Source organism: Paenibacillus helianthi, from assembly GCF_001909055.1.
GTDB lineage: Bacteria > Bacillota > Bacilli > Paenibacillales > Paenibacillaceae > Paenibacillus_AQ > Paenibacillus_AQ helianthi.
In genome coordinates, this window is record NZ_LVWI01000092.1 from 1 (window position 1) to 22434 (window position 22434).

Annotated in this window: 18 protein-coding genes; 4 read left to right on the forward strand and 14 right to left on the reverse strand. The window is 52.4% G+C overall.

Annotation, left to right across the window (positions count from 1 at the left end; translation table 11 throughout):
* Positions 1 to 242: hypothetical protein (locus A3844_RS33245; RefSeq protein ID WP_208619429.1), on the forward strand; the 242-nt coding region annotated here is incomplete at its 5' end.
* Between the two features lie 125 nt (positions 243 to 367).
* Here the strand turns inward: A3844_RS33245 and A3844_RS28840 are convergent.
* The 3 genes from A3844_RS28840 to A3844_RS28850 all read right to left on the reverse strand — a co-directional run bounded on the left by A3844_RS28840 (position 368) and on the right by A3844_RS28850 (position 3733).
* A complete protein-coding gene (locus tag A3844_RS28840) occupies positions 368 to 1654 on the reverse strand; it encodes an AAA family ATPase (protein ID WP_074109267.1) in 1287 nt (428 codons plus the stop codon).
* Positions 1655 to 1656: 2 nt separating this feature from the next.
* Complete coding sequence (locus A3844_RS28845) at positions 1657 to 3102, reverse strand: RtcB family protein (RefSeq protein WP_074103479.1); 1446 nt, start codon at positions 3100 to 3102, stop codon at positions 1657 to 1659.
* A gap of 361 nt (positions 3103 to 3463) precedes the next feature.
* Positions 3464 to 3733, reverse strand: a complete 270-nt coding sequence (locus A3844_RS28850; RefSeq protein ID WP_178381967.1) for a YqkE family protein — start codon at positions 3731 to 3733, stop codon at positions 3464 to 3466.
* Positions 3734 to 3816: 83 nt separating this feature from the next.
* Between A3844_RS28850 and A3844_RS28855 the strand changes: the two genes are divergently transcribed.
* Positions 3817 to 4161, forward strand: a complete 345-nt coding sequence (locus tag A3844_RS28855; protein WP_074084933.1) for a winged helix-turn-helix transcriptional regulator — start codon at positions 3817 to 3819, stop codon at positions 4159 to 4161.
* A gap of 39 nt (positions 4162 to 4200) precedes the next feature.
* On the opposite strand, the gene A3844_RS28860 is transcribed toward A3844_RS28855, so the two are convergent.
* The 3 genes from A3844_RS28860 to A3844_RS28870 form a co-directional block, all read right to left on the reverse strand.
* Positions 4201 to 4704 (reverse strand): GNAT family N-acetyltransferase, encoded by a 504-nt coding sequence (locus tag A3844_RS28860; protein WP_074109268.1) that lies wholly within the window; start codon positions 4702 to 4704, stop codon positions 4201 to 4203.
* Between the two features lie 30 nt (positions 4705 to 4734).
* Positions 4735 to 5577, reverse strand: a complete 843-nt coding sequence (locus tag A3844_RS28865) for an SDR family oxidoreductase (protein ID WP_074109269.1) — start codon at positions 5575 to 5577, stop codon at positions 4735 to 4737.
* A 214-nt stretch (positions 5578 to 5791) separates the two neighbouring features.
* On the reverse strand, positions 5792 to 11032 hold the full coding sequence (locus tag A3844_RS28870; RefSeq protein WP_167374769.1) for an S-layer homology domain-containing protein: 5241 nt from the start codon (positions 11030 to 11032) through the stop codon (positions 5792 to 5794).
* Positions 11033 to 11382: 350 nt separating this feature from the next.
* On the opposite strand from A3844_RS28870, the gene A3844_RS28875 reads away from it, so the two are divergent.
* Complete coding sequence (locus A3844_RS28875; RefSeq protein ID WP_074109271.1) at positions 11383 to 12477, forward strand: M24 family metallopeptidase; 1095 nt, start codon at positions 11383 to 11385, stop codon at positions 12475 to 12477.
* Positions 12478 to 12602: 125 nt separating this feature from the next.
* On the opposite strand, the gene A3844_RS28880 is transcribed toward A3844_RS28875, so the two are convergent.
* Positions 12603 to 13328 (reverse strand): queuosine precursor transporter, encoded by a 726-nt coding sequence (locus A3844_RS28880; protein WP_074084928.1) that lies wholly within the window; start codon positions 13326 to 13328, stop codon positions 12603 to 12605.
* A gap of 367 nt (positions 13329 to 13695) precedes the next feature.
* Between A3844_RS28880 and A3844_RS28885 the strand changes: the two genes are divergently transcribed.
* Positions 13696 to 15384: a methyl-accepting chemotaxis protein gene (locus A3844_RS28885; RefSeq protein ID WP_074109272.1), complete on the forward strand. Its 1689-nt coding sequence runs from the start codon at positions 13696 to 13698 to the stop codon at positions 15382 to 15384.
* A 146-nt stretch (positions 15385 to 15530) separates the two neighbouring features.
* On the opposite strand, the gene A3844_RS28890 is transcribed toward A3844_RS28885, so the two are convergent.
* From A3844_RS28890 to A3844_RS28920, 7 genes are all read right to left on the reverse strand, one after another.
* Entirely contained in the window at positions 15531 to 15857 is a 327-nt protein-coding gene (locus tag A3844_RS28890) for a YnfA family protein (RefSeq protein WP_074109273.1), read from the reverse strand.
* A gap of 11 nt (positions 15858 to 15868) precedes the next feature.
* Positions 15869 to 17467 (reverse strand): cobyric acid synthase, encoded by a 1599-nt coding sequence (locus tag A3844_RS28895; RefSeq protein WP_074109274.1) that lies wholly within the window; start codon positions 17465 to 17467, stop codon positions 15869 to 15871.
* A gap of 136 nt (positions 17468 to 17603) precedes the next feature.
* Complete coding sequence (cobS, locus tag A3844_RS28900; RefSeq protein ID WP_074109275.1) at positions 17604 to 18410, reverse strand: adenosylcobinamide-GDP ribazoletransferase; 807 nt, start codon at positions 18408 to 18410, stop codon at positions 17604 to 17606.
* Positions 18407 to 18955 carry a bifunctional adenosylcobinamide kinase/adenosylcobinamide-phosphate guanylyltransferase gene (gene cobU, locus A3844_RS28905; RefSeq protein WP_074109276.1) on the reverse strand — a complete coding sequence of 183 codons (549 nt, stop codon included), beginning with the start codon at positions 18953 to 18955 and terminating at the stop codon, positions 18407 to 18409. The genes cobS and cobU overlap by 4 nt, the downstream gene beginning before the upstream one ends.
* The gene (gene cobT, locus A3844_RS28910) at positions 18952 to 20013 is read right to left on the reverse strand and encodes a nicotinate-nucleotide--dimethylbenzimidazole phosphoribosyltransferase (protein ID WP_074109277.1); all 1062 of its coding nucleotides are present in this window, start codon (positions 20011 to 20013) and stop codon (positions 18952 to 18954) included. The genes cobU and cobT overlap by 4 nt, the downstream gene beginning before the upstream one ends.
* 152 nt (positions 20014 to 20165) lie before the next feature.
* Positions 20166 to 21371 (reverse strand): aminotransferase class I/II-fold pyridoxal phosphate-dependent enzyme, encoded by a 1206-nt coding sequence (locus tag A3844_RS28915; protein WP_074109278.1) that lies wholly within the window; start codon positions 21369 to 21371, stop codon positions 20166 to 20168.
* The gene (locus tag A3844_RS28920; protein ID WP_083607079.1) at positions 21364 to 22428 is read right to left on the reverse strand and encodes a D-alanine--D-alanine ligase; all 1065 of its coding nucleotides are present in this window, start codon (positions 22426 to 22428) and stop codon (positions 21364 to 21366) included. Before A3844_RS28920 ends, A3844_RS28915 begins: the two co-directional genes overlap by 8 nt.
* Positions 22429 to 22434 lie beyond the last annotated feature (6 nt).

Here is a 22434-nt window from a genome sequence, read left to right on the forward strand (position 1 = left end):
ACGTCGATGAGTCTTGCAGGTCATTTCCCTTTGTGTGTTTTCCTGTAAGATATACGATTTCGTATAGGTTTCCCCGTTTTTACGGCGGGTCACCCAGCATCGCCGCCACCTCTGGTTCACTGCATTCCGGGCTGGACTTTGCCTGCAGGCCCTTCGGATTCTTCCTTACGGAAGACACCCTGCCCTTCCGGCAACCTTCGGTTGCCGGAAGTCTGCTTCGGCTACGGCACTTTAAAGGGTAAAGTCACCGGGTGGATTTGAACCACCTAGATAGTGCGACTGTGAGGCGCACGCAAAAAGGGAGCCCTCCGGCTCCCCTACGCTGCAATACAGCTTATCTGCAAATGCAATAATGAAAATTACTGTTCTAATAAAATCCGATAGTCGACGCAGCGTCCTTCATCCATTCCCGCTTGCGGCCTTTATCTAGCTCGCCGCGCATCCCCCGGACAAGGGCCTCGACATCGGCCCGCCCGTTCTCGTGCCATTCCAGTGCGGCGCTGACATACAGCTCACCGAGCTGGGTCAGGGAGAAATCCGCCGTCAGGCGCGCTGCGGTGGCCACACCCTCTTCACCGGCAAACGCCGTGAAGCCGCGCAGCTTCAGATACTCCATCCGCAGCTCCTCGTCCGGCATTCGGATCTCATAGGCCCGGTCGAAGCGCCCGGCGCGGTTCATGAGTCCGGGATCTATTTTCTCCGGATAGTTGGTGGTCCCGATTAGAAAAATCCCTTCCTTGGAGGTGGCCCCGTCCAGCGTATTCAGGAAAAAGGATCTGACCTCCTGCGGCATCGAATCGATATCCTCGATCACCAGCACCATAGGCGCCAGCCGGGCTGCGGCTTCGAACACCTCATTCACCGATTCACTGCTGGTGTATTCGGTAATCTGCCAATAGACGACCGGACCAGGCACGCTTCCTGCAATAGATTTGACCAGCGTGGTCTTCCCGTTCCCCGGATGTCCGTACAGCAGAATCCCTCTTTTGTAAGGAATGTCATAGGTTACATAAAAGCTGCGGTCCGAATCGAAAAACTGGTCAAGCGAACGGAAAATTTCTTTTTTGATTCCAGCTTCCAGCACCACATCCTCACGCCCGACAGAACGTGTAATCGGTTCATCCTCACGGAAGATTCCATTGCGTCTGTCGGTGTACACAGTCACCTTATTGATATTCTGTTCCCGCTGCCGCTTGCGCACATTGCCGAGAAAAAACTGCAGCTGCCCGTCGGAGGCAGCAAACACATAGTCCTGGAAGTTGATGCCGTTCTCCTGAAATACAGGGACCCGTGCAAGGGCCACGCCCATATCCGGATAGGCCAACACGTTATTGCGAATCGACAAGTGGATGCTGTATTCCGGCTGCTCCTTGTCATCGTCATATACAAATGTCCGGTCCTCCAGGCGGTCAAAAATCCGCGCCACATGCTCCACGCCGGGATTGCCGCTCTGCACATCATTCTCCAGCAGCTTCCAGTATTCACTGTTGGGGTCGTCACTGGCATATAGCTCATAACGGACACCATAACGGGTGTGCAGAGCCTCAAGAATACCGTCCACCAGACGTGCGTAGGCATCGTAGCCCTTGATCATACCAGCAGTATTTTCGTCGTATTTATAAATTACAGTATGCTTCGTGTTCTCCTTCTCCATGGTTACTTGGTCCCCTTTATCGCTGCGAGCGGCTTGCATTTGGCTACGACTGCAGCCAGCCCGGCGCCCGTAACGCTCTCTATTATTTCATCTACATTCTTATAGGCTTGAGGCGATTCGTCAATGATAGATTCCAGGGAATGCTGATTAACCACAATCTCATCCTCTTTGCCTACTCTCATCGACTTGGAAAAATCATGGACCGACACCAGCCGCTTCGTTGCAGACCGTGAACGGATGCGTCCGGCACCATGACAGATGGAATAATAATTCTCTTCCCCTCCCGGGAGACCGACCATGATATACGAGGCCGTACCCATGGAGCCCGGAATCAGCGCCGGATGGCCGGTAGCCGCATACGGCCGTGGGTTATCCGGGTGTCCGGCCGGCAGCGCGCGGGTTGCCCCTTTGCGGTGGACGAATTTGGACCCCGAAGCAGTCTGTTCCTGCCAGGCATAGTTGTGCATCAGGTCGTAAAGAGTCCGCAGCTCACATTTGGGTCCGAACACTTCGCGGAACCCCTCGCGGACCGCGTAGCCGATCAGATGGCGGTTCACCACTGCATAGTTTAGCGCAGAGTACATCAGATTGACGTAGCGCTGGGCCTGAGGATGTGCCAGCGGTGCATAGATCAGGCGCGGATCGGCGCTGCCGAGACCCAGTTGGCCCATCACTTTGACGAAGGCCGGTGTGCAGAACTGGTTGACGATCCCTCCCCAGGCCCGGGAGCCCGAGTGGATCATTACGACGATCTGCCCGTCATGCAACCCCCAAGCTTCAGCCAATTCACGCTGCTCCTCCGCAACTTCAATCGACTGGATCTCCACAAAGTGGTTGCCCCCGCCCAGGGTTCCGAGCTGGCGGTGTCCCCGGTGCCAGGCCATGTCGGGTAGCTCATTCAGAATCTCCTCGTCAAACGTGAGCTTGCTGATCTCAACATGCGACAAAGCGCTCGACTTTTTCGGGGTATAGCTGTCCGGCACATATTTGTTTGGCAGCCCATGCAGCCCTTTGCGGACAATGTTCTCCAGCCGGATATCACTGTAAGTCCCCCTCTGCTGCTGCTCCATCGGTAAATATTTCTCAATGGCGCGCACCAGCTTCCGGCGTAGCTTCACTTCACGGAGATCATCCTTATGCAATGTCGTCAGATGCACGCGCATGCCGCAGCCGATATCACTGCCCACAATGGAGGGAGACACATACCCTTCAGCGGCATCCCATACTGCCGTAGTGCCAATGCAGGTTCCGACGCCTACATGCACATCCGGGGTGTAGCTCATATATTCGATATTGGGAATTTGCAGATTGTTGTTCGCCATCTCAAGCACTTTGTAATCCAGTGTGGCAAACAGCTGCTCACTGGCATATACCTTCAGGTCGCCGCCCGGCAGGGCAAGCTCATGTTTATAACGGGGCGTATCATTGCCCGCAAGTTGCATGTTCATATTCATAATTGTTGTTCAATTCCCTTCAAAGTGTAAGCTATTAATGTGTGGAGCAAATAAAATGGGTACGCAAAAAGAGCCGCAGATCATCATTCTGATCCACGGCTCTTCGCAGAGTTTCCGTATATAGCACCCTGCCAAAGGTTCATTACAGTATGCCAGTCGTACCTGTCCTGTGTAAATTCAGCAGAACAGGCCGGTGCACATCATGTTTCCCGGACGGGGCCGATGAGATCAGATCTTCTATATGCGGTTATAAGCTGTGTATTTCCAATCATGACTCATCGACCTCCCTTTAATTTGATAAACCCAATATAAACGCACGTTCCGGTTCATGTCAATCCTTTTACTGGAAAAATGTTTATTTAAATTTGTGCCAATCCTGGCTGCTGTTCTCCAGCAAATGGGCAAAATCATTCTCCAGACGCTTCTGCTCCGCCTTGCGCTGGTCCTCCACCGCCTTACGGGCAGCTTCTTTTTTGTCGTTCTCTTCGGCCTTAAGGGCATCACCCTGCGCCTTCAGCTTCTCCAGCACATCGCTGCTCAGCAGATCCTTCAGAGTTGCCGGAGCCTCCGGAGCTGCGGGGCGCGGTGTATGGGCTGGTTTTTTCTTTTTTGCCACTTCAATCATCCTTTCGGGGAAACGCTTTATACTTCAAATTTGTTTTAGTTAAAGGTCTTTTCGTTTATAATGTTAATTAAGAGGTGACCCTTATGAAATCTACAGACTTGTGTCCACGGTTACAAAAAAGTATGGATATCATCGGCAGACGTTGGACGGGCTTAATCATCTACCAGCTTCTACAGGGACCCCAGCGGTTTAGTGTTATCGAAGCCTCTCTGCCGGTCAGCGGCCGGCTGCTCTCAGAGCGGCTCAAGGAACTTGAACAAGAAGGCATTGTCCTCCGTGAGGTGTTTCCTGAGACACCTGTTCGAATCCAGTACTCTTTGACAGACAAAGGCCGGGCACTGGAATCGGTTATTCGGGATCTTCAGCAATGGTCAGATTCATGGATTACCGCCGAAGAGTGCCAGTCTGAATCTGTCCGTCCGCATTAAGCCAGAATACGGGAACGATACCGGAGAAGCTGCCATTCCTCACAGTTTGCGGCCGATAATCACCAGGTCACGCAGAATGCCGTCCATCTCAGCAACACCGGGCAGCAGGCCCCACTGTTCAAAACCGAATTTCCGCAGCAGCGACAGGCTTGGCTCATTATGGCCAAACACAAAGCCGACCAGATTCTGCAGGCCAAGACGCGGGCACTCCTCCAGAGCCTTGGCCAGCAGCAGGCTACCTGCCCCTGTGCCGCGGAATTTTTCATTTACATAGACACTGATTTCCGCAGTACCGTTATAGGCCGGACGGCCGTAAAAAGACTGGAAACTAAACCAGGCGGCGATTTCACTGTCTTTTTTGAGCACCCAGAGCGGCCTGTGATGACTGTTATGCTCCTGGAACCACTTCTCTCTGTCCTGAATGCTCACCGGTTCCAGATCAGCAGTCACCATCCTTCCCGCAACAGTTGAGTTATAAATATCTACTATAGCCGCTAAATCCCCAGCCACTGCATCTTCAATCCTGTAATTCTGCGCTGCCATTGATCCATTCCTCCTGCAAATATATGAATTTCAAACGTGCCCGGTCTGATCCAGACTCCACTGCCACAATTGTGCTGCGGCTGCAGCATCCCGCGCTCTGGGGGACAGCTCCTGAACCTTACGGCGGTAATAATACTCTCCGCTTACTTCCCCCAGCTCCGGCGCTGTTGCCAGCCAAATGGCTGTATCTGCTCCCTGCTCCGGCGTCAAAAAGAAATGAGACAGCAGCTTCAGGACCGAGCGTCCAAAGCCAGTCTCCCGGTTCACCCCGATGCTTGTTCCAACCGCACCTGGATGCACGGCGTTCACCGTGACCCTTGTCCCCTGCAGCCGTGAAGCCAGCTCCCGGGTGAACAAAATATTGGCCAGCTTGGAACGGGCGTAAGCCTTCGCCGGATTATAGCCGCGCGAGAGAGTATGATCATCCAGATGAAGTTTGCCGATTTTATAGGCTCCTGAGGCAACCACTACAATCCGGCCCTGCTCTGCCGCAGCCAGCGGCTCCAGCAACAGATTGGTCAGCAAAAAGTGGCCCAGATGGTTCACACCAAAATCCATTTCATACCCGTCTGCCGTGAGCTGTCTCTTGACTGTAACCACTCCTGCGTTATTAATCAGCACATCAAGCACGGGATAGCCGGCCTTGAATTCCTCCGTAAACGCGCTGATGCTCTTGAACGAGGCCAGATCGCACAGCATCAGCCTGATATGATCGGACCCGCTTTGCCGCTTCACTTCTGCCAGCGCTTCTTCTCCCCGCTGGCGGCTGCGGCAGGCCATAATGACCGCCGCTCCCCGCCGGGCCATTTCAATGCTTGTCGCCAGTCCCATACCGGAGTTGCCTCCGGTGACCAGCACCGTCTTCCCTAGCATGGGCAAGTCCCCTCTCCTCCAGGTGGATACGGCTCCGCCGTTCTTTTTTGGACGGCATCCGCTTCGGCCTGGCCCTTACAAAGCACATGATTTAAGATTATGTTACATCATATCAGGGGATGAAGAAAAGCTCTAATACACAAATAGGCTGGCCCGCCCGTAGAATGTTATCTACGTACAGGCCAGCCTTTAGTTGGTTGTAGGACAGTTTACTCTACTTCAGTTGATAAAGTCTGTAGATCAGTGCTGCTGCTTCTGCTTTAGTTGCCGTTTGTGCTGGACGGAAGGTACCGTCTTCAAAGCCCCCAAAGAGCTTGCTGCTCTTGGTCAGAGCTACACCTGCAGCTGCCCACTTGGCAATTTTACCGTTATCGGTAAAGGCTGCATTTACATTCCCTGGATCGGAAACGTTCTTAGCCCCGTTATAGAGAGTAAGAGCACGTGCCAGCATTGTGGCCATTTCCTGACGGGAAATGGTCGCCTTAGGGTCAAAAACCGAAGCAGATTTGCCTGTAATGATTCCTGCTGCATAAGCAGCGGCGATTTCATTATAACCGGCGCTTCCGGCAGCGAGATCTTTGAATGGCAGAGTCAGCCCTGTGCCATCCAGACCATAGGCTTTGGAAATCCAGGCAGCAAACTGTGCGCGGTTTACCTTATCCGAAGGATTAAACTTGGCCGTCTGTTCCACAATTCCCTTAGTTAACAGGTAATTGATTTCTTTCACAGCCCAATGATTTTCAGCTACATCCGTAAATGCACCTTTTCCGAGCATTACGGTATAACGGCTGAAGTGGCCTCTTAGCGCAGTCACGGTTTGTGTAACCGGATCAAACTTACCGCCAACCGCTTCCCAGGTCAGGCTGGTCTCATTCAGCACATACACTGTGAGTTTTTCAAGGCTGGCTGCCGAGTATTTGGATGTGTCAATTGCAGATACGTCGAAGGACACGTTGATCGGCTTCTCGAAGCTTTTGACTGCCTTATCTCCTACCTTTGCGCTGAATTCCATCACAGGCAGGGTAGCCAGCGGTTCTGCCTGGCTTGGCTTGCCGATTACAGCATTCTCCACAACTTCAGCTGCAAGGGTAATCTTCTCCCCGGCTTTCACTGTACCAAATGTATCCGGCTCAATGGTAAATGCCGTTTTTCCCATCTGGAGCTTGAGTCCATCAATACCATTGTTCTGTATCATCGTCAGAATCTCCGATGGGAGCGAAGTGTTCAGCTTATTCACACCTTCACCAACCGGAGGGATCTCTACGGTCAAGGAAACTTTGAGTTCACTGGCCAGACCCGCACCGAGCTTGGCGTTCAGGTCCTCTGATACAGCAGCCAGAGCTTTTTTGGAGGCTTCAATCTGCTTGCTGACCAATCCTTCTGTCAATTGAGAGGAGACAGAGTTTCCCTCCACCGTTACGTTTTCCTTGGCGATCGTTACTTCACCAGCTTTGTTCAGGGCCGCTTGGCTGGAAGACACTATGCCATTCTTGATTTGCAGGATATCGGCCGCAGCGACCCCCTGTGCGTTATTCAAGACTGCTGCTGCATTCTGAATCAGCGACTGTGCAAAAGCAACTGCCTTCTCACCGGTTTCCAGATGATTCAGCACATAAGGAGCGCTGCTTACCAGATCATTGACTGAGCTGACAATCTTCAGCTTCTCTGCCGGATCTTGAATCGTTGCGAGTAATTGGGCAGCGCTGTCCAAGGCTTGGGACAAGCTCTTGCTGTTCTGCTCAGCCCCTTGAGCCGTTGTCACGGATTTGAGCGAATTAGCAATACTGCTTAGTGCGCTTTGAGCTGCGGCTGCCCGCTCTGCCGGTGTCCCTGTCACATTTTTGATCAGTTCCTGAAGCTTGGTGTTCTGTTCATTTACGCTTACATTCGGCGCTTGGGTTGGTACAGGAGTTGTTACTGTGCCACCACCTGTACCGCCACCTGTACCACTACCAGTGCCGCTGCCAGGATTAGTTCCGTTTCCTGGTGTGCTGCCACCGTTCTCTAAATCTTCACCTGGAGGAGTGGTTCCCGGATCAACTATTGTGCCCGCTTTCGTTTCCAGTACGATTTTCTTGTTAAGGGTGTAAGTTTTTCCGTCAATAGTAACATTCGCTTTCACTACATAGCTTCCGTCTTTCAACACTACGGAAGCATTCAATGGATAGCTTAACGAACTTCCTTCATACAGCTTGTTCCCCGCTTCATCCTCAATGGTGTAAGAAGATGCTTCCGGATTAATCGTGGTGTGACCGCTGGATGAACCATAGCTTGTAACCAGAATTCTTGGTTTGGACAGTTGGCTTATTGCGTTACCTGCTGTATCAACCAATCCGATATTCAGCGAGTTATAGGCACTGCTGCGAACCAATTTCCCATTCTTCAGACCCACTATATCCAGTCCGGCAATAGCGCCGGGACTCAGCTCGTTGAAGGTTCCCGCTTTGAGTGTATCTCCTGAAAGGTGGATATTATATTGATACTCCAGACTACCGATCATCTGGTCCAGATTCACAATCACTTCGCCGGGTGTCAGTTGAACCTGTGTAGCGTCATAAGCATAACCCCTAAGCTTCGATTGATCTGCTGTGATGTAATCCACCGTGTAGATGCTTCCTGATTCCGGTGCAACGACCGTAGCCAGATCACTGGCAGAATCCGTATACAGCCATGTGTTATCCCCTTTGGTGACTACTACATTATCACGATAAATGAAAGTGTCTCTGCTGGTATGAGCTAATACACTGTAAGTTCCCTCTGTAGCATAGAAGTAGTTCTGATCACTGCTGTTGCTGTCGATTACATAAGGAACATAATCCACTCCTGACAATCCTTTACGGATAAGAGATAATTCCTCCATGTACTCTGTAAGCTTGACTTTACTTACCTCTTGAAGAGGATCTCTGGCATCCAGCACCAGTGAATATTCCTTGCCTGGATTGGTTTGCACAGAACCGTACATATAATACCCGTATTTGGACTCTACTCCCATATTGCTGCGGTTGTAGCGCATAAAGTCTACACCGACTACCGAAGGTGCCTCTACAATAAGAAAAGCCTGCTGGTCATCAATGTTGATATACTCAGTCTGTTGAATATATGTGCCGTCGCTTTTCTTGATTCTAGCCTGCACATAGGCATAATCCAGCGGAACTCCGCCGGCATATTCCCCCTCCGGCTTATCGAGTCCCCGGACCCGTATTACGGATTGCGTTTTCGGATCAATTACAGCTACCGATACCGTTTTGGACAAGTAATCCGATTTTTGGAAGAAGAACTCTCCAAGATAGGAGCTTTCGCTTGCAGGCAGTGTGAATTGCCCCTCTGCATCAGTGATTCCTATTTCCTGTCCATAACGAGTAATTTTCACACCTGGAAGAGCCTTACCAACAGCCCCTGTTACATGTTCACGTACAGTGAAGGTAACCTTCCCGGCTTGATCCACGGTTAGATAAGGTTTATTCACCAAGTCGACCAGCTTACCAGCCTTATCGCGGACTTCCACTTCCAGTTCCTGCTTAGACAAGACTTTCAGGTCGGCTTCCGCAAGAACTTCACCCTTCACATATCCCCCATTCTGATAGAAGTAAGGGACAAATTGGACTTTATAGTCTCCGGACTTCACAGGTTTCCATTCCCGTTTGTTCACACGCTGGAGATAGCCATCCTTTTCTTCCGTAGTCCAATAGAGCGAATTCTCTTCAACGATAGCTCCGGCTGCATCCAGAATCTGAATTCTGTAGTTGCCGTTCAGATCCACAACATTCTGATTCTCGTCAGTCATAACCACCCGCGTCTCCAGGTTTTCACCCAGAACGATCTGGTTGCGGACTTCGTCCTGAGCATAATAATTCGAGCCCAGCACATTCAGAATAATTTGCGATTTGTAGCTGCTCCCAGCCTTAAGGGAATACTCTTTCTCTACCGGCGTGAAAAAGGATTTCAGAACAACCTGATTCGTGTAGTTGCTGCTGCCATTATTTCCGATTGTTGTTGTCGCAGTCAGACGGTGAATTTCTTCCCCTTTATGAACATACACGGTTGAATCCGCTGAAGGCACTGTTACGCTGGCCTGGTTGAAGTTCAATTTGGCATTTAAAAAAGATACCTTGATCTGACCTTGACCTTGTCCCCGATCCGGGACCTGGAGCTTCAGTGCACTGAAGTCCTCAGACTTGGCTGCATACTCTATGGTACTAACCGGTTCACCCGGCTTTATCTGATGATGCAACACAACTCTGCTGTCCGTTCCCGGAATAGCGGCAACGGCTGTGACATCGTATTCGATGTCTTTCTTAACGTATAATACATTTGCAGTTATATCCTGAGAGATGTTGGAGCTGCTGAGCTGTTTATAGTGATTATTCGCTGTAACCGAGACGGATTTCACCTCTAATGGCGCTCCATCCCAAGAGTACTTCAGGTTCAGGCGGCTATAGTCACTGCCATTCTGGATAATGGCAAGATGACTTCCGTCTACGGCGGAGTACAGCGCCGATTGGCTCGTATGGAACATATACATTTCATTGTTTGCGGATTTAATGAGTGTTTTGAAATCACCTGTTATACCGGCTGTTTTTAGAACCAGCACATCTAGTCCAGAAACACCAATTCTTTGAACAACACCGTTTGGCCAGCTAGAATTGTCATAGTTCTGGCGCATCAGATTACCATCAGCATCAAGATAACGGATAGCAGCTGTATATGTCCCTGCCTCCTGCTTATCCGTAATATACACTGGTGTGGCCTCATAGTTATCCGTTCCTGATTTGACAGAAAGGATCAGGACAGAGTTCACTAATGGGAAATCTGCTTTGCCCACCAGTTCGATCTGACCTAGGGAATTGGTAACAAAGCCATTAGAATACTTAGCATACGCCGATACTCCAATTCTCTCATTTACCAGCGGCACCCCATTGCTCATAAACGAGATTCTGATGCTTTTATCATCACTGCGAACTTCCCCTGCAGCGGCTTCCACGTATGTATCCGAGTCTTTGGCCATATGTTCTACGACCACTTTAATTTTTGTTGAAGCAGGGATTGTTATGCTCTGGGGATCTGTAACGACTACCCCCGACTTTCCCTGGTACTCTGCCCGCAGAGTGTATTCCTCTCCTGCATTCAGCCCCTCAAAGGCAATGTTGGAATAATAGACAGAGTAAACCGAGTCTGCTGCAGACATATGCACGATCTGGTATTTCGACCTCGATTGACTGGCTACTTCATTCCCTTCCTTAAGAAGGGAGAATTTCACCGTATTTAGCGTCGTATAATCACCGTAGGTTACATCCAGTACGCTGTTGACGGAGATTTTTTGCTTCCCGTTCAGCATTTTTTCCGAGGTTACCACCCCCGCCTTCAAAGATGCCGCCGATACCTCCAGCACACTTAGAAAAGATAAAAGTAAAACTAAAACCAGTGAAACCGTAGTTCTCAACCTTTTTGAATACATAGATGTCTCCCTTTTCCCCATGATAGTATCCTACCCATGACTACTCCCCCAGCAGAATTGTCATAATTAGATAGACCTAGTGGAAATCCTACCCAACGGCCTATTAGATGTCAATCTATTCCTGTATTAAAATCTCGCATTTTATCGTAAAAAAAGATAATTTGTCACATTCCCCCAATAAACCCAAGATAGAGATAGGACTAAAGTTGTGCATTTCACGAACATGTAAGAAATACATGATTATCCGTTTCCCGTTCAATAACCAGCGTCACTGCACGTGCACCCTGACGGGTTATGATCTATAATGAGAACGTTGATTTTAACGTGAATCCGAAAGGGGAACTAATGAAATGAATAAGGCTCTATCCACTTTGGAGCAGGGAATGGCTGGCGGGAGCCTGGATGCGCTGCTCGTCACCGATCCTAAGCATGTGTACTATTTGACCGGATTTGCCAGCAATCCTCATGAGCGTTTTCTGGGACTGCTGCTGATCCGCGGCGAGGAGCCGGTGCTGATCGTTCCCGCACTCGATGCCGAAGCCGCTTCTGCTGCCTCCTCAGTGACCAAGATTCTGACACACAGCGACACGGACAATCCGTATGAGCTGCTGAAATCATGTTTTGCAGGCTTGAGGCCCGGAACGCTGGGCATTGAGAAGGAGCACTTCACCGTGAGCCGTTATGAACAACTGGCAGAAGCGGTTCCTGCGGATGTTTTCCGTGATATCGGCCCTATCCTGCGGGCGATGCGCGCGAAGAAAACCCCGGAGGAAGTCAGCCGCATGAAGCATGCCGCCGAGCTGGTAGAGGAGGTACTCCGTCAAGGCCTCACTCATGTCAAAGCGGGAGTCAGCGAAATCGAGCTGGTGGCCGAGCTGGACTATCTGATGAAAAAGGTTGGCGCTTCCGGCCCTTCCTTCGATACGATGGTCCTCTCCGGTCCGAATACCGCACTGCCCCACGGTGTGCCTGGCAGCCGGGTCATTCAGCCGGGTGACTTCCTGATGTTCGACCTCGGCGTATACGCCGCAGGCTATGCCTCCGATATCACCCGCACCTATGCCGTTGAAGAGGCAAATCCCAAGCTGGTTGAAATCTACAACACGGTTCTGGCTGCCAATGAAGCCGGTATTGCGGCTTCGCGGGCCGGAGCGACCTTCGGTTCGGTGGACCGCGCGGCCCGTGAAGTGATCGAAGCCGCAGGTTACGGCGAGTATTTCATGCACCGGGTCGGACATGGCCTCGGGATGGACACGCATGAATATCCTTCACTGCACGGAATGAATGGGGATTTCATCGACATTGGCAATGTCTTCACTGTAGAGCCAGGTATTTATGTAGCGGGTCTGGGAGGCGTCCGGATTGAAGATGATGTCTGGATTACACCAGAGGGTCCCAAGACGCTGACGACTTTGCCGAAAGAGCTGACGGTGCTGCATTTATAGATTTATAGCGTAAATCCTTACATTAATAAAAAAGCAGCAAACCAGCTCCTCCCGGAGTGGTTTGCTGCTTTTTTTGATGCAATGATAAGGCACCTTCTGTGGTGCGGCGGTTCTTCTCCCAGGCTTCAGGAAGCGCTGCGTGAATCTGCTGCCGGTTGAGCAGGCAACTCGTCCTCTGCAAATTTGAAGGAACGGGCAATGTACAGAATTGGTGTTCCGGCACCGGTAAGCAGAAATTTCACGATATACGTGGTCAGCAGAATTTCTGTCCATACCCGCAGATCATAAGTTCCGGCAAAGGCAATGGTGCAGAAAATTAGTGTATCAACAAAAGAACTGACCATCGTACTGCCGTTGGAGCGGATCCAGAGCTGTCTTGAACTGCTGTAATATTTGCGAATCCAGGCATACAGCCGGACATCAAGAAACTGGCTGATAAAATAAGCGGTTAGGCTTCCCGCCGCGAGACGCGGCATCAGACCAAAGATGATCTCGAGCGAATGTTGGGCGAAATCCGTCTCCTGGGGCTCGAACCACAGCACCATCTGCATGATTACCGTAGTCATCAGCAATGTAAAAAAACCAAACCACACCGCATTCCGCGCCTCGGCTCTTCCATATTTCTCATTCAACAGGTCATTGGTCATATAGAGTGTGACATACATCGTGTTGCCCAGTGTCATCACAATATCGAAGGGCAAGGCAATCGTCTTGGCGACCTGAATGTTGGCGATGACAGTAGCCACACCGACCCAGGCATACAGGCCTTTTTTGCCAAAAAGCCGGTAGCAAAGCAGATAGAAACCAAAATTGACAACTACGAACAACATTCCCCACAACAAATTAAACACGAATCTATTATTCCTCCTAGTTTTGGTTACGCGGGATGGTTACGAACCGCGGCGTTCTTTTTTTGAGAACAAAACATTTCTACTCTACCACAATCAAAGCTAACATGCTATGAAATATAAATTCATTTTTTTCATAAAACAGCTAAAGTATTCGATAAATATACATAAATTTTCTGAAAATTCTTCATCATTAAGCAATTTTTCACTATTCAACCTGAGGTTAATTCTATAGAATAGTTATCAATCACATTCCCGGAAACGATAGCTTCATATATGACCCTACCTACGGAATATATTGCTGCTTGCCTGCCCGAAAAGCATTGGCATGGGATAGAAGGATGTAATTGAAGGAAAAGGAGAGAATGAAATGTTTCAAGTCAAGAAATCCATTGGCCGTAGATTTACGTTTTTGCTGTTCATTGTTCTGTTGCTGTCATCTGCTTTATTAAGTACCAGCTATTATTTCATATCTATCAATACCTTTGACAGTTATGTGATCCCGCAGATTGACAAGATTCTGACCAGTTCCGCGCAGGACATCTATAAAAATATGAATGCGACATATGCCCAGCAGACTCTGAACAAAAACGAACAATCAATGACAACGATTGAATTTTATTTTCAGGATAAACGAAAACAGCATGGCTTGGAAACCATCTTTCTCATCGATTTGAAGGAAGGCAAAGCTACTGTATTAACTGCAGATCATGGAGCGAAGCTGCAGCCGGATGAGAGCATTGAGGTACAACCCGCCATGGAGCGGGCGACCAAGGGAAAAGCCGGACTTAGTGAAATATACAGTGATAGTCACGGAATACATAAGACCGCGTATGTCGGGGTTCCCGGCACTACAATGGTCATCGGAGCAAGTTCAGATGTTGCTTTTATCCAGAATAAAATGAACAGTATCCTTTGGGTTAGTGCAGGAATCACTTTGGGTGTGCTGATCGTTGGTGTGGGCGCTGCGCTGCTTATGACCCGCAGAATCACACGTCCGATCACACAGCTTGCAGTCTACAGCACGAAGCTGGCCAGCGGGGATTTCACCCAGCAGCTGGAGATTAAAGGAAACGATGAAGTAGGCCTGCTGGCTGAGAGCTTCCGGACCATGAGCGAGAGGCTGAGAGAGATGATTGGACAGGTTCTGGATACCTCCAGCATTGTGGTCACGGATTCCAATGTCTTGAAGGAACGCACTGACATTCTGAACGGAATGGCTGAGGAATCCGCCCTGTCTGTTGTGGAAATCAGCAAAGGCAGCACGGCCATTGCCGGCAGCGCGCAGGATAATTCCCGGGCGATGGATGAGATCAATATCGGCATCCAGCATATTGCTTCAGCCGCAGGTGAAGTTACCGAACAGATCATTGAGGCTTCCCAAGAAGCCTCAGGCGGCAATGACATCGCTCAAAGTGCTGTGGATCAGATGCGTCATGTGGCAGAGGCTTCGGTGAAGTCGCTGGAGCAGTTCCGCATCATGAATGAGCGCTCTATGCAGATCGGTGAAGTTGTCCAGGGAATTACAGAGATCACCAAGCAGATTCAAATGCTCTCGCTGAATGCTTCCATTGAAGCCGCACGTGCGGGTGAACATGGCCGCGGTTTTGCAGTGGTTGCCGGAGAGGTCCGCAAGCTGTCCGAGCAATCCAAAGAATCGAATGAACAAATCCGTGAGTTCCTGCTTAGCCTGCAGGAGGATATGAACCGGTCGGTAGAAGAAATGAATCATGTGAATGCCGAGGTGGCTTCGGGTGTGGGCAAAGTGTCTGAGGCCGGAAATGCTTTTAGCCACTTGCTGATTCTTATTCAGAGCATCAACCACAGCATTCAGTCCGTATCTGCCGCTACACAGCAAATTTCGGCAGGTACCGAGGAGGTCAGTGCATCCGTGGAGGAAACCGCCCAGATCACTTCCAAGTCACAGCAAAATGCCGACACACTTGCTGCCAACTCCGAGCAGCAGCATCAGGAGCTTGAAGTTCATGCTGAGACAGTAGAGCATTTGTACCAGCAAGCCGTGAAGCTGCAGGAAGCGGTACAGCAGTTCAAAATTTAGTCCTGCGGTGAATTATGATAATTGCCGCAGAAGCATACAGCAACGGGTGCCGTCCTATGAAGGAACGGCACCCGTTGCTGTTTTTGTGTGTAGGTGGTGTGGCCTTGAGTCCCGGTACACTGGTGAGCATTCACGCTTGCTGCCGGTCAATGTCTCGGTGCCCAGAGAATGACGGCCACTCCGATTACACAAATGCCGGCACCGATCCAGTCATAGAGATCCGGTGTTTTTTTATCCACCAGCCAGCCCCATAGTACGGCTAGCACGATGAATACCCCGCCATAGGCTGCATAGACTCTGCCGAAGGAAGGAAACTTCTGAAGGGTGGGAATAATGCCGTATACTACGAGAATCAGCGCTCCAACTCCTCCGTACCAGAGCGGACGCGATTCGCGCAGCCACAGCCAGATCAGATACCCGCCGCCGATTTCGGCCAGACCGGCAACGATAAAGAGAAGAATCGCTATGGCCATGGTTACCTCCCTTATTGAGTTAATCCCATGATCTCATAGACCGCTGCCATGTCAAGATTCGCACGCACGCTATCCGCCAGCCTGTCAAACTCCTGTTCGCGCAGCGCTGCTGCCGAGAAGGTCTGCGCAAGCGGTATAAGCCCTTTGGAGAGTCTCAGACCATCAAGCCATGCTCTGCGCAAGCCGTCATTGTGGAACAATCCATGCAGATAGGTCCCCCAGACCCGGCCCTCCGGTGTTCCCCAACCTTCAGGCTGCGTACTCCCTTCCGGTCCCTTCAGCTGAAAGAGGCTTCTGACCAATGAGGGATCATGGTTCGCAGTGGTTCCCATATGAATTTCATACCCTTCAATAGAGAGTTCCATTACTGATCCGGGAGGTGTTCCGCCTAAGAGCAGCGGATGGTTCTGAGCCAGTACACCGCTGGCTCGGACCGTAGTCTTCTGCTGGAGAAAAGAAGTGGACAGCGGTAACAGCCCAAGCCCTTCTCTTTCCCCCGGTTCTGAACTTTCTACCGCATGCGGGTCATACAACTTCCGGCCCAGCATCTGATACCCTCCGCAGATGCCAACAAGCTGCCTGGTCCCCTGGTTCATTGCCGCGGCGATCGCTTCCGGGAAACCCTGTTCCCGCAGATAATCTAAATCGGCACCTGTGTTCTTAGTCCCCGGCAGGATGATGGCATCCGGCGTGCCCAGCTCATCAGCAGCTGCCACATAGCGCACAGCAGTATCCGGCTCGTCCTCCAGAGGATCAAAATCGGTAAAGTTGGAGATTCTCGGGTAGCGGATGACGGCGATATCCAGCTCTTTGCCCTTCATCGCCTGCAACCGTCCAGTCGTTCCTTCCAGAACCACGGAATCCTCAGCTTCGATCCGCAATTGAGGCAGAAATGGCAGGACTCCCAGAACCGGTATGCCTGTCCGCTGCTCCAGCCAATCGAGCCCAGGCTGGAGCAGCGACAAATCGCCGCGGAATTTATTGATAATGAAGCCTTTGACACGAGCCCGCTCATGCGGCTCCAGCAGTTCCAAGGTACCGACCAGAAAAGCAAACACACCGCCCCTGTCTATGTCGGCCACCAGTAGCACCGGAGCATCCGCCCATCCCGCAAGATTCATATTGACGATGTCCCTCGCCTTTAGGTTGATCTCAGCCGGGCTGCCTGCGCCCTCCATCAATACGACATCATAAGAGCTCCGCAGCCGTCCAAGCGCATCCATCACCGTGCTTTTGGCTTCCGGCAGGAATTTCTCCCGGTATTCGCGGGCGCTCAGCGCTACATGCGGCACGCCGTGCACTACAATCTGCGCACTCATCTCGCCGGAGGGCTTCAACAGAATCGGATTCATATCGGTGGTCGCGGTAGTGCCGAATGCTTCAGCCTGCATGCCCTGGGCACGGCCGATTTCCTTGCCGTCCACAGTGACGTAGGAATTCAACGCCATATTCTGCGATTTGAAAGGCGCTGTCCGGTATCCGTCCCGGGTCATAATCCGCCCAATAGCGGCGGTAACCAGACTCTTCCCGACATCCGAAGCTGTTCCCTGGATCATCAGCACAGCCGCAGGCTGTGGCTTCATACGTGTAGTTACTGCTTGATCTTCCATGCCAAGCCTCCTTGCTATTATTCTGCTGCCGGAGAAATATAAGGATGATTGATAGCGTGAAACATATAAATGCTTATATTCTTAAAATAAGCCGGCACACAGGCCGGCTATGATAAGCGCTCTAAGGCTCGGCGCACTACAGGTTGTGCTGTAATAGCACCAGAAGCAGCAGGAGCAGCGCCTCCAGCAGCTCGTTCAGTGCGCCGTACACATCGCCGGTGAGCCCGCCGAGCCGGCTGCTGATCCGCCGGGCCGCAAGCGTGCCGCAGGCCAGCGCCAGAGCCGGCGCAAGGATGGCCGCTACCAGCAGCTGCGGCCAGGCGCTGTCCGCGCCGAGCGCCAGAGGCGCGGCGGCTGCGGCCAGCGAGAGCAGCGCTGCCAGCAGCAGCGTGCGCCGCTCCTGCCGGGCAGGCAGCCCCTTGAAGCTGGCGGCCAGCCCTTCATTGCCGCGGGCGAGCGGGTAGCGGGCCATAGCCCGCACCATGTACCAGCGGCCCCAGACCGGCGGCAGCAGGAGCAGCGGCAGCTCCGCCCAGGAGCCGCCTTCGATGAATGCCGCTAGCAGCGAGGCCTTCAGCAGCAGAAGCAGCACGCAGGCCAGCACCCCCATGGCCCCTACGCGGCTGTCCTTCATGATCTCCAGCATTCGCTCACGTGTACGGTAGCTGAGGAGCGCATCCGCACTATCCATCCAGCCGTCCAGATGCAGGCCGCCGGTCAGCCCCACCCACAGAATGAGAGTAATCACAGCAGCCGGCCAGGCAGGCAGCAGCCAGGCCGCGATGCCTCCACCCAGCGCTGCACTCAGTCCGATAGCTGCGCCAACCAGCGGGTAATAGACCACACTGCGCTGCAGCAAATCGCGGGAGAAATCTCCGCCACCCTTGACCGGGAACCGCGAAAGAAACTGAAATGCGGCGGCAGCATCCCCACGTACGCTCATAACAGATACTCCCTGCTTTTCAGCTCTATCGGAATGCCGGCAGTGACCAGAAAGACCTGCTTACTGCTCCGGGCCAGCAGCGCATTCATGCGGCCGGCCAGATCCCGATACAGCCGGCCAAGCGCATATTCCGGCACAATGCTGTCCCCCACCTCATTCGTCACCAGCACCAGTGTACCCTGAAAAGACGATACACTGTGCTCCAAGCGGGCGATTTCCCGCTCCACCCGTTCCTGTCTGTCCTCCTGATCCTCCACGGCCAGCAGCACATTAGAGAGCCATAGAGTCAGGCAATCCACAAGCACCGCCTTTCCGCCGGAGAGACGGTCCAGAAGCGCTGGCAGAGCATGCGGCTCCTCCAGCGTCTCCCAGGCACTGCTATTCGCTTCACGAAGCTTGCGGTGCAGGGTAATTCTTGCCTTCATTTCTTCATCAAAGGCTTGTCCGGTAGCTACATATATGGCCTGATCCGCCAGGGAGAGCGTCAGCCGTTCGGCGAAGCCGCTTTTCCCGCTCCGCGCTCCTCCGGTTACAAGGATGCTCATTTTCCCTCAGCCCCGGAAACTCCGGCGCTCTCAAAGGTAGCCATCTCCGTCATGATGCCGCTGACCGCGTCAATCAGGTGAAGGCTGAGCACGCCTCCCGTTCCTTCGCCCAGACGCAGCCCCAAATCAAGCAGTGCTTCCAGTCCCAGGCGCTCCAGCATCAGCTTATGGCCCTGCTCATTCGACACATGGGAAGCAATCATATACGCTGTGGATTCAGGCGCAATGGCCTTCGCCACAAGTGCAGCGGCACCGGAGATGAATCCGTCCAGAATGACGGGTACGCGGAGTGCAGCGGCTCCAAGAATGAGCCCGGCCAGACCAGCGATCTCAAGTCCGCCTACCTTGGCAAGCACATCCAGCGGATCTGCCGGGTTTGGAGAATTCACGCGCAGTGCACGCGCTACGACTTCAATTTTATGCAGCAGCCGTTCATTATCAATCCCTGTTCCGCGGCCCACAGCAACCTCCGGCAAGATGCCCTCCAGAGCGCACAGAATGGCGGCACTGGCCGTTGTATTACCGATGCCCATTTCACCGGTGATAAAAATCTCCGTTCCGTTCTTAACTGCTTCCCGGGCAACATTTACACCGACAAGTACAGCCTGAAGAGCCTCTTCCCGGCTCATGGCTGGTCCTGCTGCCATATTGCCCGTTCCCGGCCGCACCTTGCGGTTGATCAGTTCCGGATGCTCCAGCTCCGCATTGATTCCGATATCCACGAACTGCACGCTTGCTCCCGCCTGACGGGCCAGGACATTGACCGCCGCCCCACCGGTGAGAAAATTATAGGCCATCTGCACAGTAACTTCCTGCGGAAAAGCACTGATCCCCTCACAGCAGACGCCGTGGTCGGCAGCCATTACAACAACGGTGCGCGTTCCGTAACTGGGCTGCGCCTTCTTCGAGATGCCGGCCAGCCGGACAGCCAGCGCTTCCAGGCGTCCGAGGCTTCCCGGCGGCTTGGTCAGACTGTTCAGGCGAAGCGCTGCCTGCAGTTCGGCTTGTTCATCCGGCGGAGCAATCCGTCCCGTTACTTCTTCAATTGCTGAAATCATCATTATAGCCTCCTGTTTGTTCTTGCATTGAAATTAGAAGGGCCCCCTTCTCTGAAGAAGTGGGCCCTCTGCTGCGGATCGCCAGCTATTCCGTCCCTATTACTCCCTATTTCTTCCTTATGGATTATAGGGGATAGAGATTAATCTTACAATTACATTTTTACCTTCATAAAACCTTCCATCCGTTCAAGCGCTTCGGTCAGCTTCGCTGTGGAAGCGGCATAGGAACAGCGGAGATGACCTTCACCGCCCATACCGAATACGTGTCCCGGCACAGCTGCAACCCCTGCTTCCTGCAGCAGGCGAAGCGCAAATTCTTCTGAAGTCATTCCGGTATGTTTAATAGAGGGAAAGGCATAAAAAGCCCCTTGCGGCTCATGGCAATGCAGCCCGATGGATCTGAGTCCTTCAACAAACAGAGAACGGCGCTGCCGGAAGCATTCTTTCATTGTATTCTTGTCCGGCAATCCGTGGCGCAGCGATTCGATCGCGGCAATCTGGCCCAGAACAGGCGCGCACATCGCCGTATACTGATGGATTTTCAGCATTGCAGACAGCAGTTCCCGGTTCCCGCAGGCATAACCGACCCGCCAGCCGGTCATGGCAAAAGCTTTGGAGAAACCGCTGATTACGATCGTCCGCTCCTTCATGCCGGGAAGCGAAGCAATGCTGACATGCCTGCTGTCATAGGTCAGCTCGGCATAGATTTCATCCGAAAGTACGATCAGATTATGGGCTTTTACGATTTCTGCAATCGGAAGCCAATCCTCATAAGACATTACTGCCCCTGTTGGGTTATTCGGGAAGTTCACCATCAGTAGCTTGGAGCGCGGGGTAATGGCTCTAAGCAGCGCCTCGGCGGTAAGCTTGAAGCCCTGCTCCGCAGTAGCCTCCACTTCCACTAATGTTCCCCCGTTCAGATAGGCGATTGGCGAATAGGCGATGTAACTGGGCGATGGAATGATTACCTCATCACCCGGCGCGGTGAAGGCACGCAGCGCCAGATCAAGGGCTTCACTGCTGCCCACCGTTACCAGCACCTCCTCCATAGGCTGATAGGACAGTCCGAAGCTTTCCTGCTGATAGCGGGCAATCTCCTCCCGGAGCTCTGGCAGACCGGCATTCGGGGTATAACTCGTCTCTCCCCGCTCCAGGGCACGGATACAGGCGGCTCTGATATGCTCAGGGGTAGTGAAATCGGGTTCGCCTACACCCAGTGATATAATCTCGTTGTTACCCGCACTGAGATCAAAAAAAGCACGGATGCCCGAGGGCGCTATCTCCCGTACACGCGGAGCAATGAGCTCGCTCAGCAGGGCGCTGTGATCCTGTTGTTGAAACCGTTTGTGTTTATCCATAGTGGACAGCCCCCTGCCGCACAGTCTGCAGTGCCTGCGTGTCCCGCAAACTCTGAGCGTCCTGCTTATTTTCGTTGCCGTCTTCTCCCTGTGCGCGCCGGACTCCCGGTACGCCTACAGCGCCTGGAACCTCCGGCTCCGAAGCGATCCCCCGCCGCTCTGCAAGCGAACCGGAGATAATCTCATCCAGCAGCCCGCTGAAGGTATATCCGGCAGCAAGCGCACTTCTTGGCAGCAGGCTCGTTTCGGTCATGCCCGGCAATGTGTTTACCTCAAGCACATAAGGAACGCCGTCCTTAAGCAGCATATCCACCCGCGCATATACCGTACACTTCAGCGCCTGATAGCAGGTCAAAGCCGCCGCACGCACCCGTTCTTCAAGCTCTACTGGCAGCTGAATGACCTGTTCCTCCGCACCGCCCAACTCATATTTGGCACTGTAATCGAACCAATCCGCTCCCAGTGAGCGGATGCCGATAACGGGCAGCATCTTTCCTCCGAGAATGGGACAGGTGATTTCCTGACCCTCGGTATATTCTTCGATCAGCACCGAACGGTCAGCGGCAAAAGCCTTCTCTACTGCGCTCCGCAGCTCCGCACGGCTGTTCACCTTTGTCATGCCGATGCTGGAGCCGCCCGAATTTGGTTTTACCATTACAGGATATCCGAGCTTCTCTACAGCTTCCGGCACGAAATCCTCCATACGGTCCAGGCAGATCCAGGCGGGCGTATGCACCCCTTGGCTGCGGAGAATGGTCTTGGACAGCGCTTTATCCATGCACAGGCTGCTGGACAGCACACCGCTGCCGGAATACGGAATACCCAGCGTTTCCAGCGTCCCTTGTACGGTTCCGTCCTCGCCGTAGGCTCCATGGAGGGCAAGCAGCGCGAAATCCAGATCTTTTACCGCATCAACCAGCTCTTCCCGCGAAGAAATGACTACCGGGACGCCTTCATATTTATTGCGGTCCAGATGCTTCAGCATTTCTCTGCCCGTATTCAGCGACACCTCATATTCCGAGGATACCCCGCCCATAATTACGCCTACTTTTCTCATTCCCTT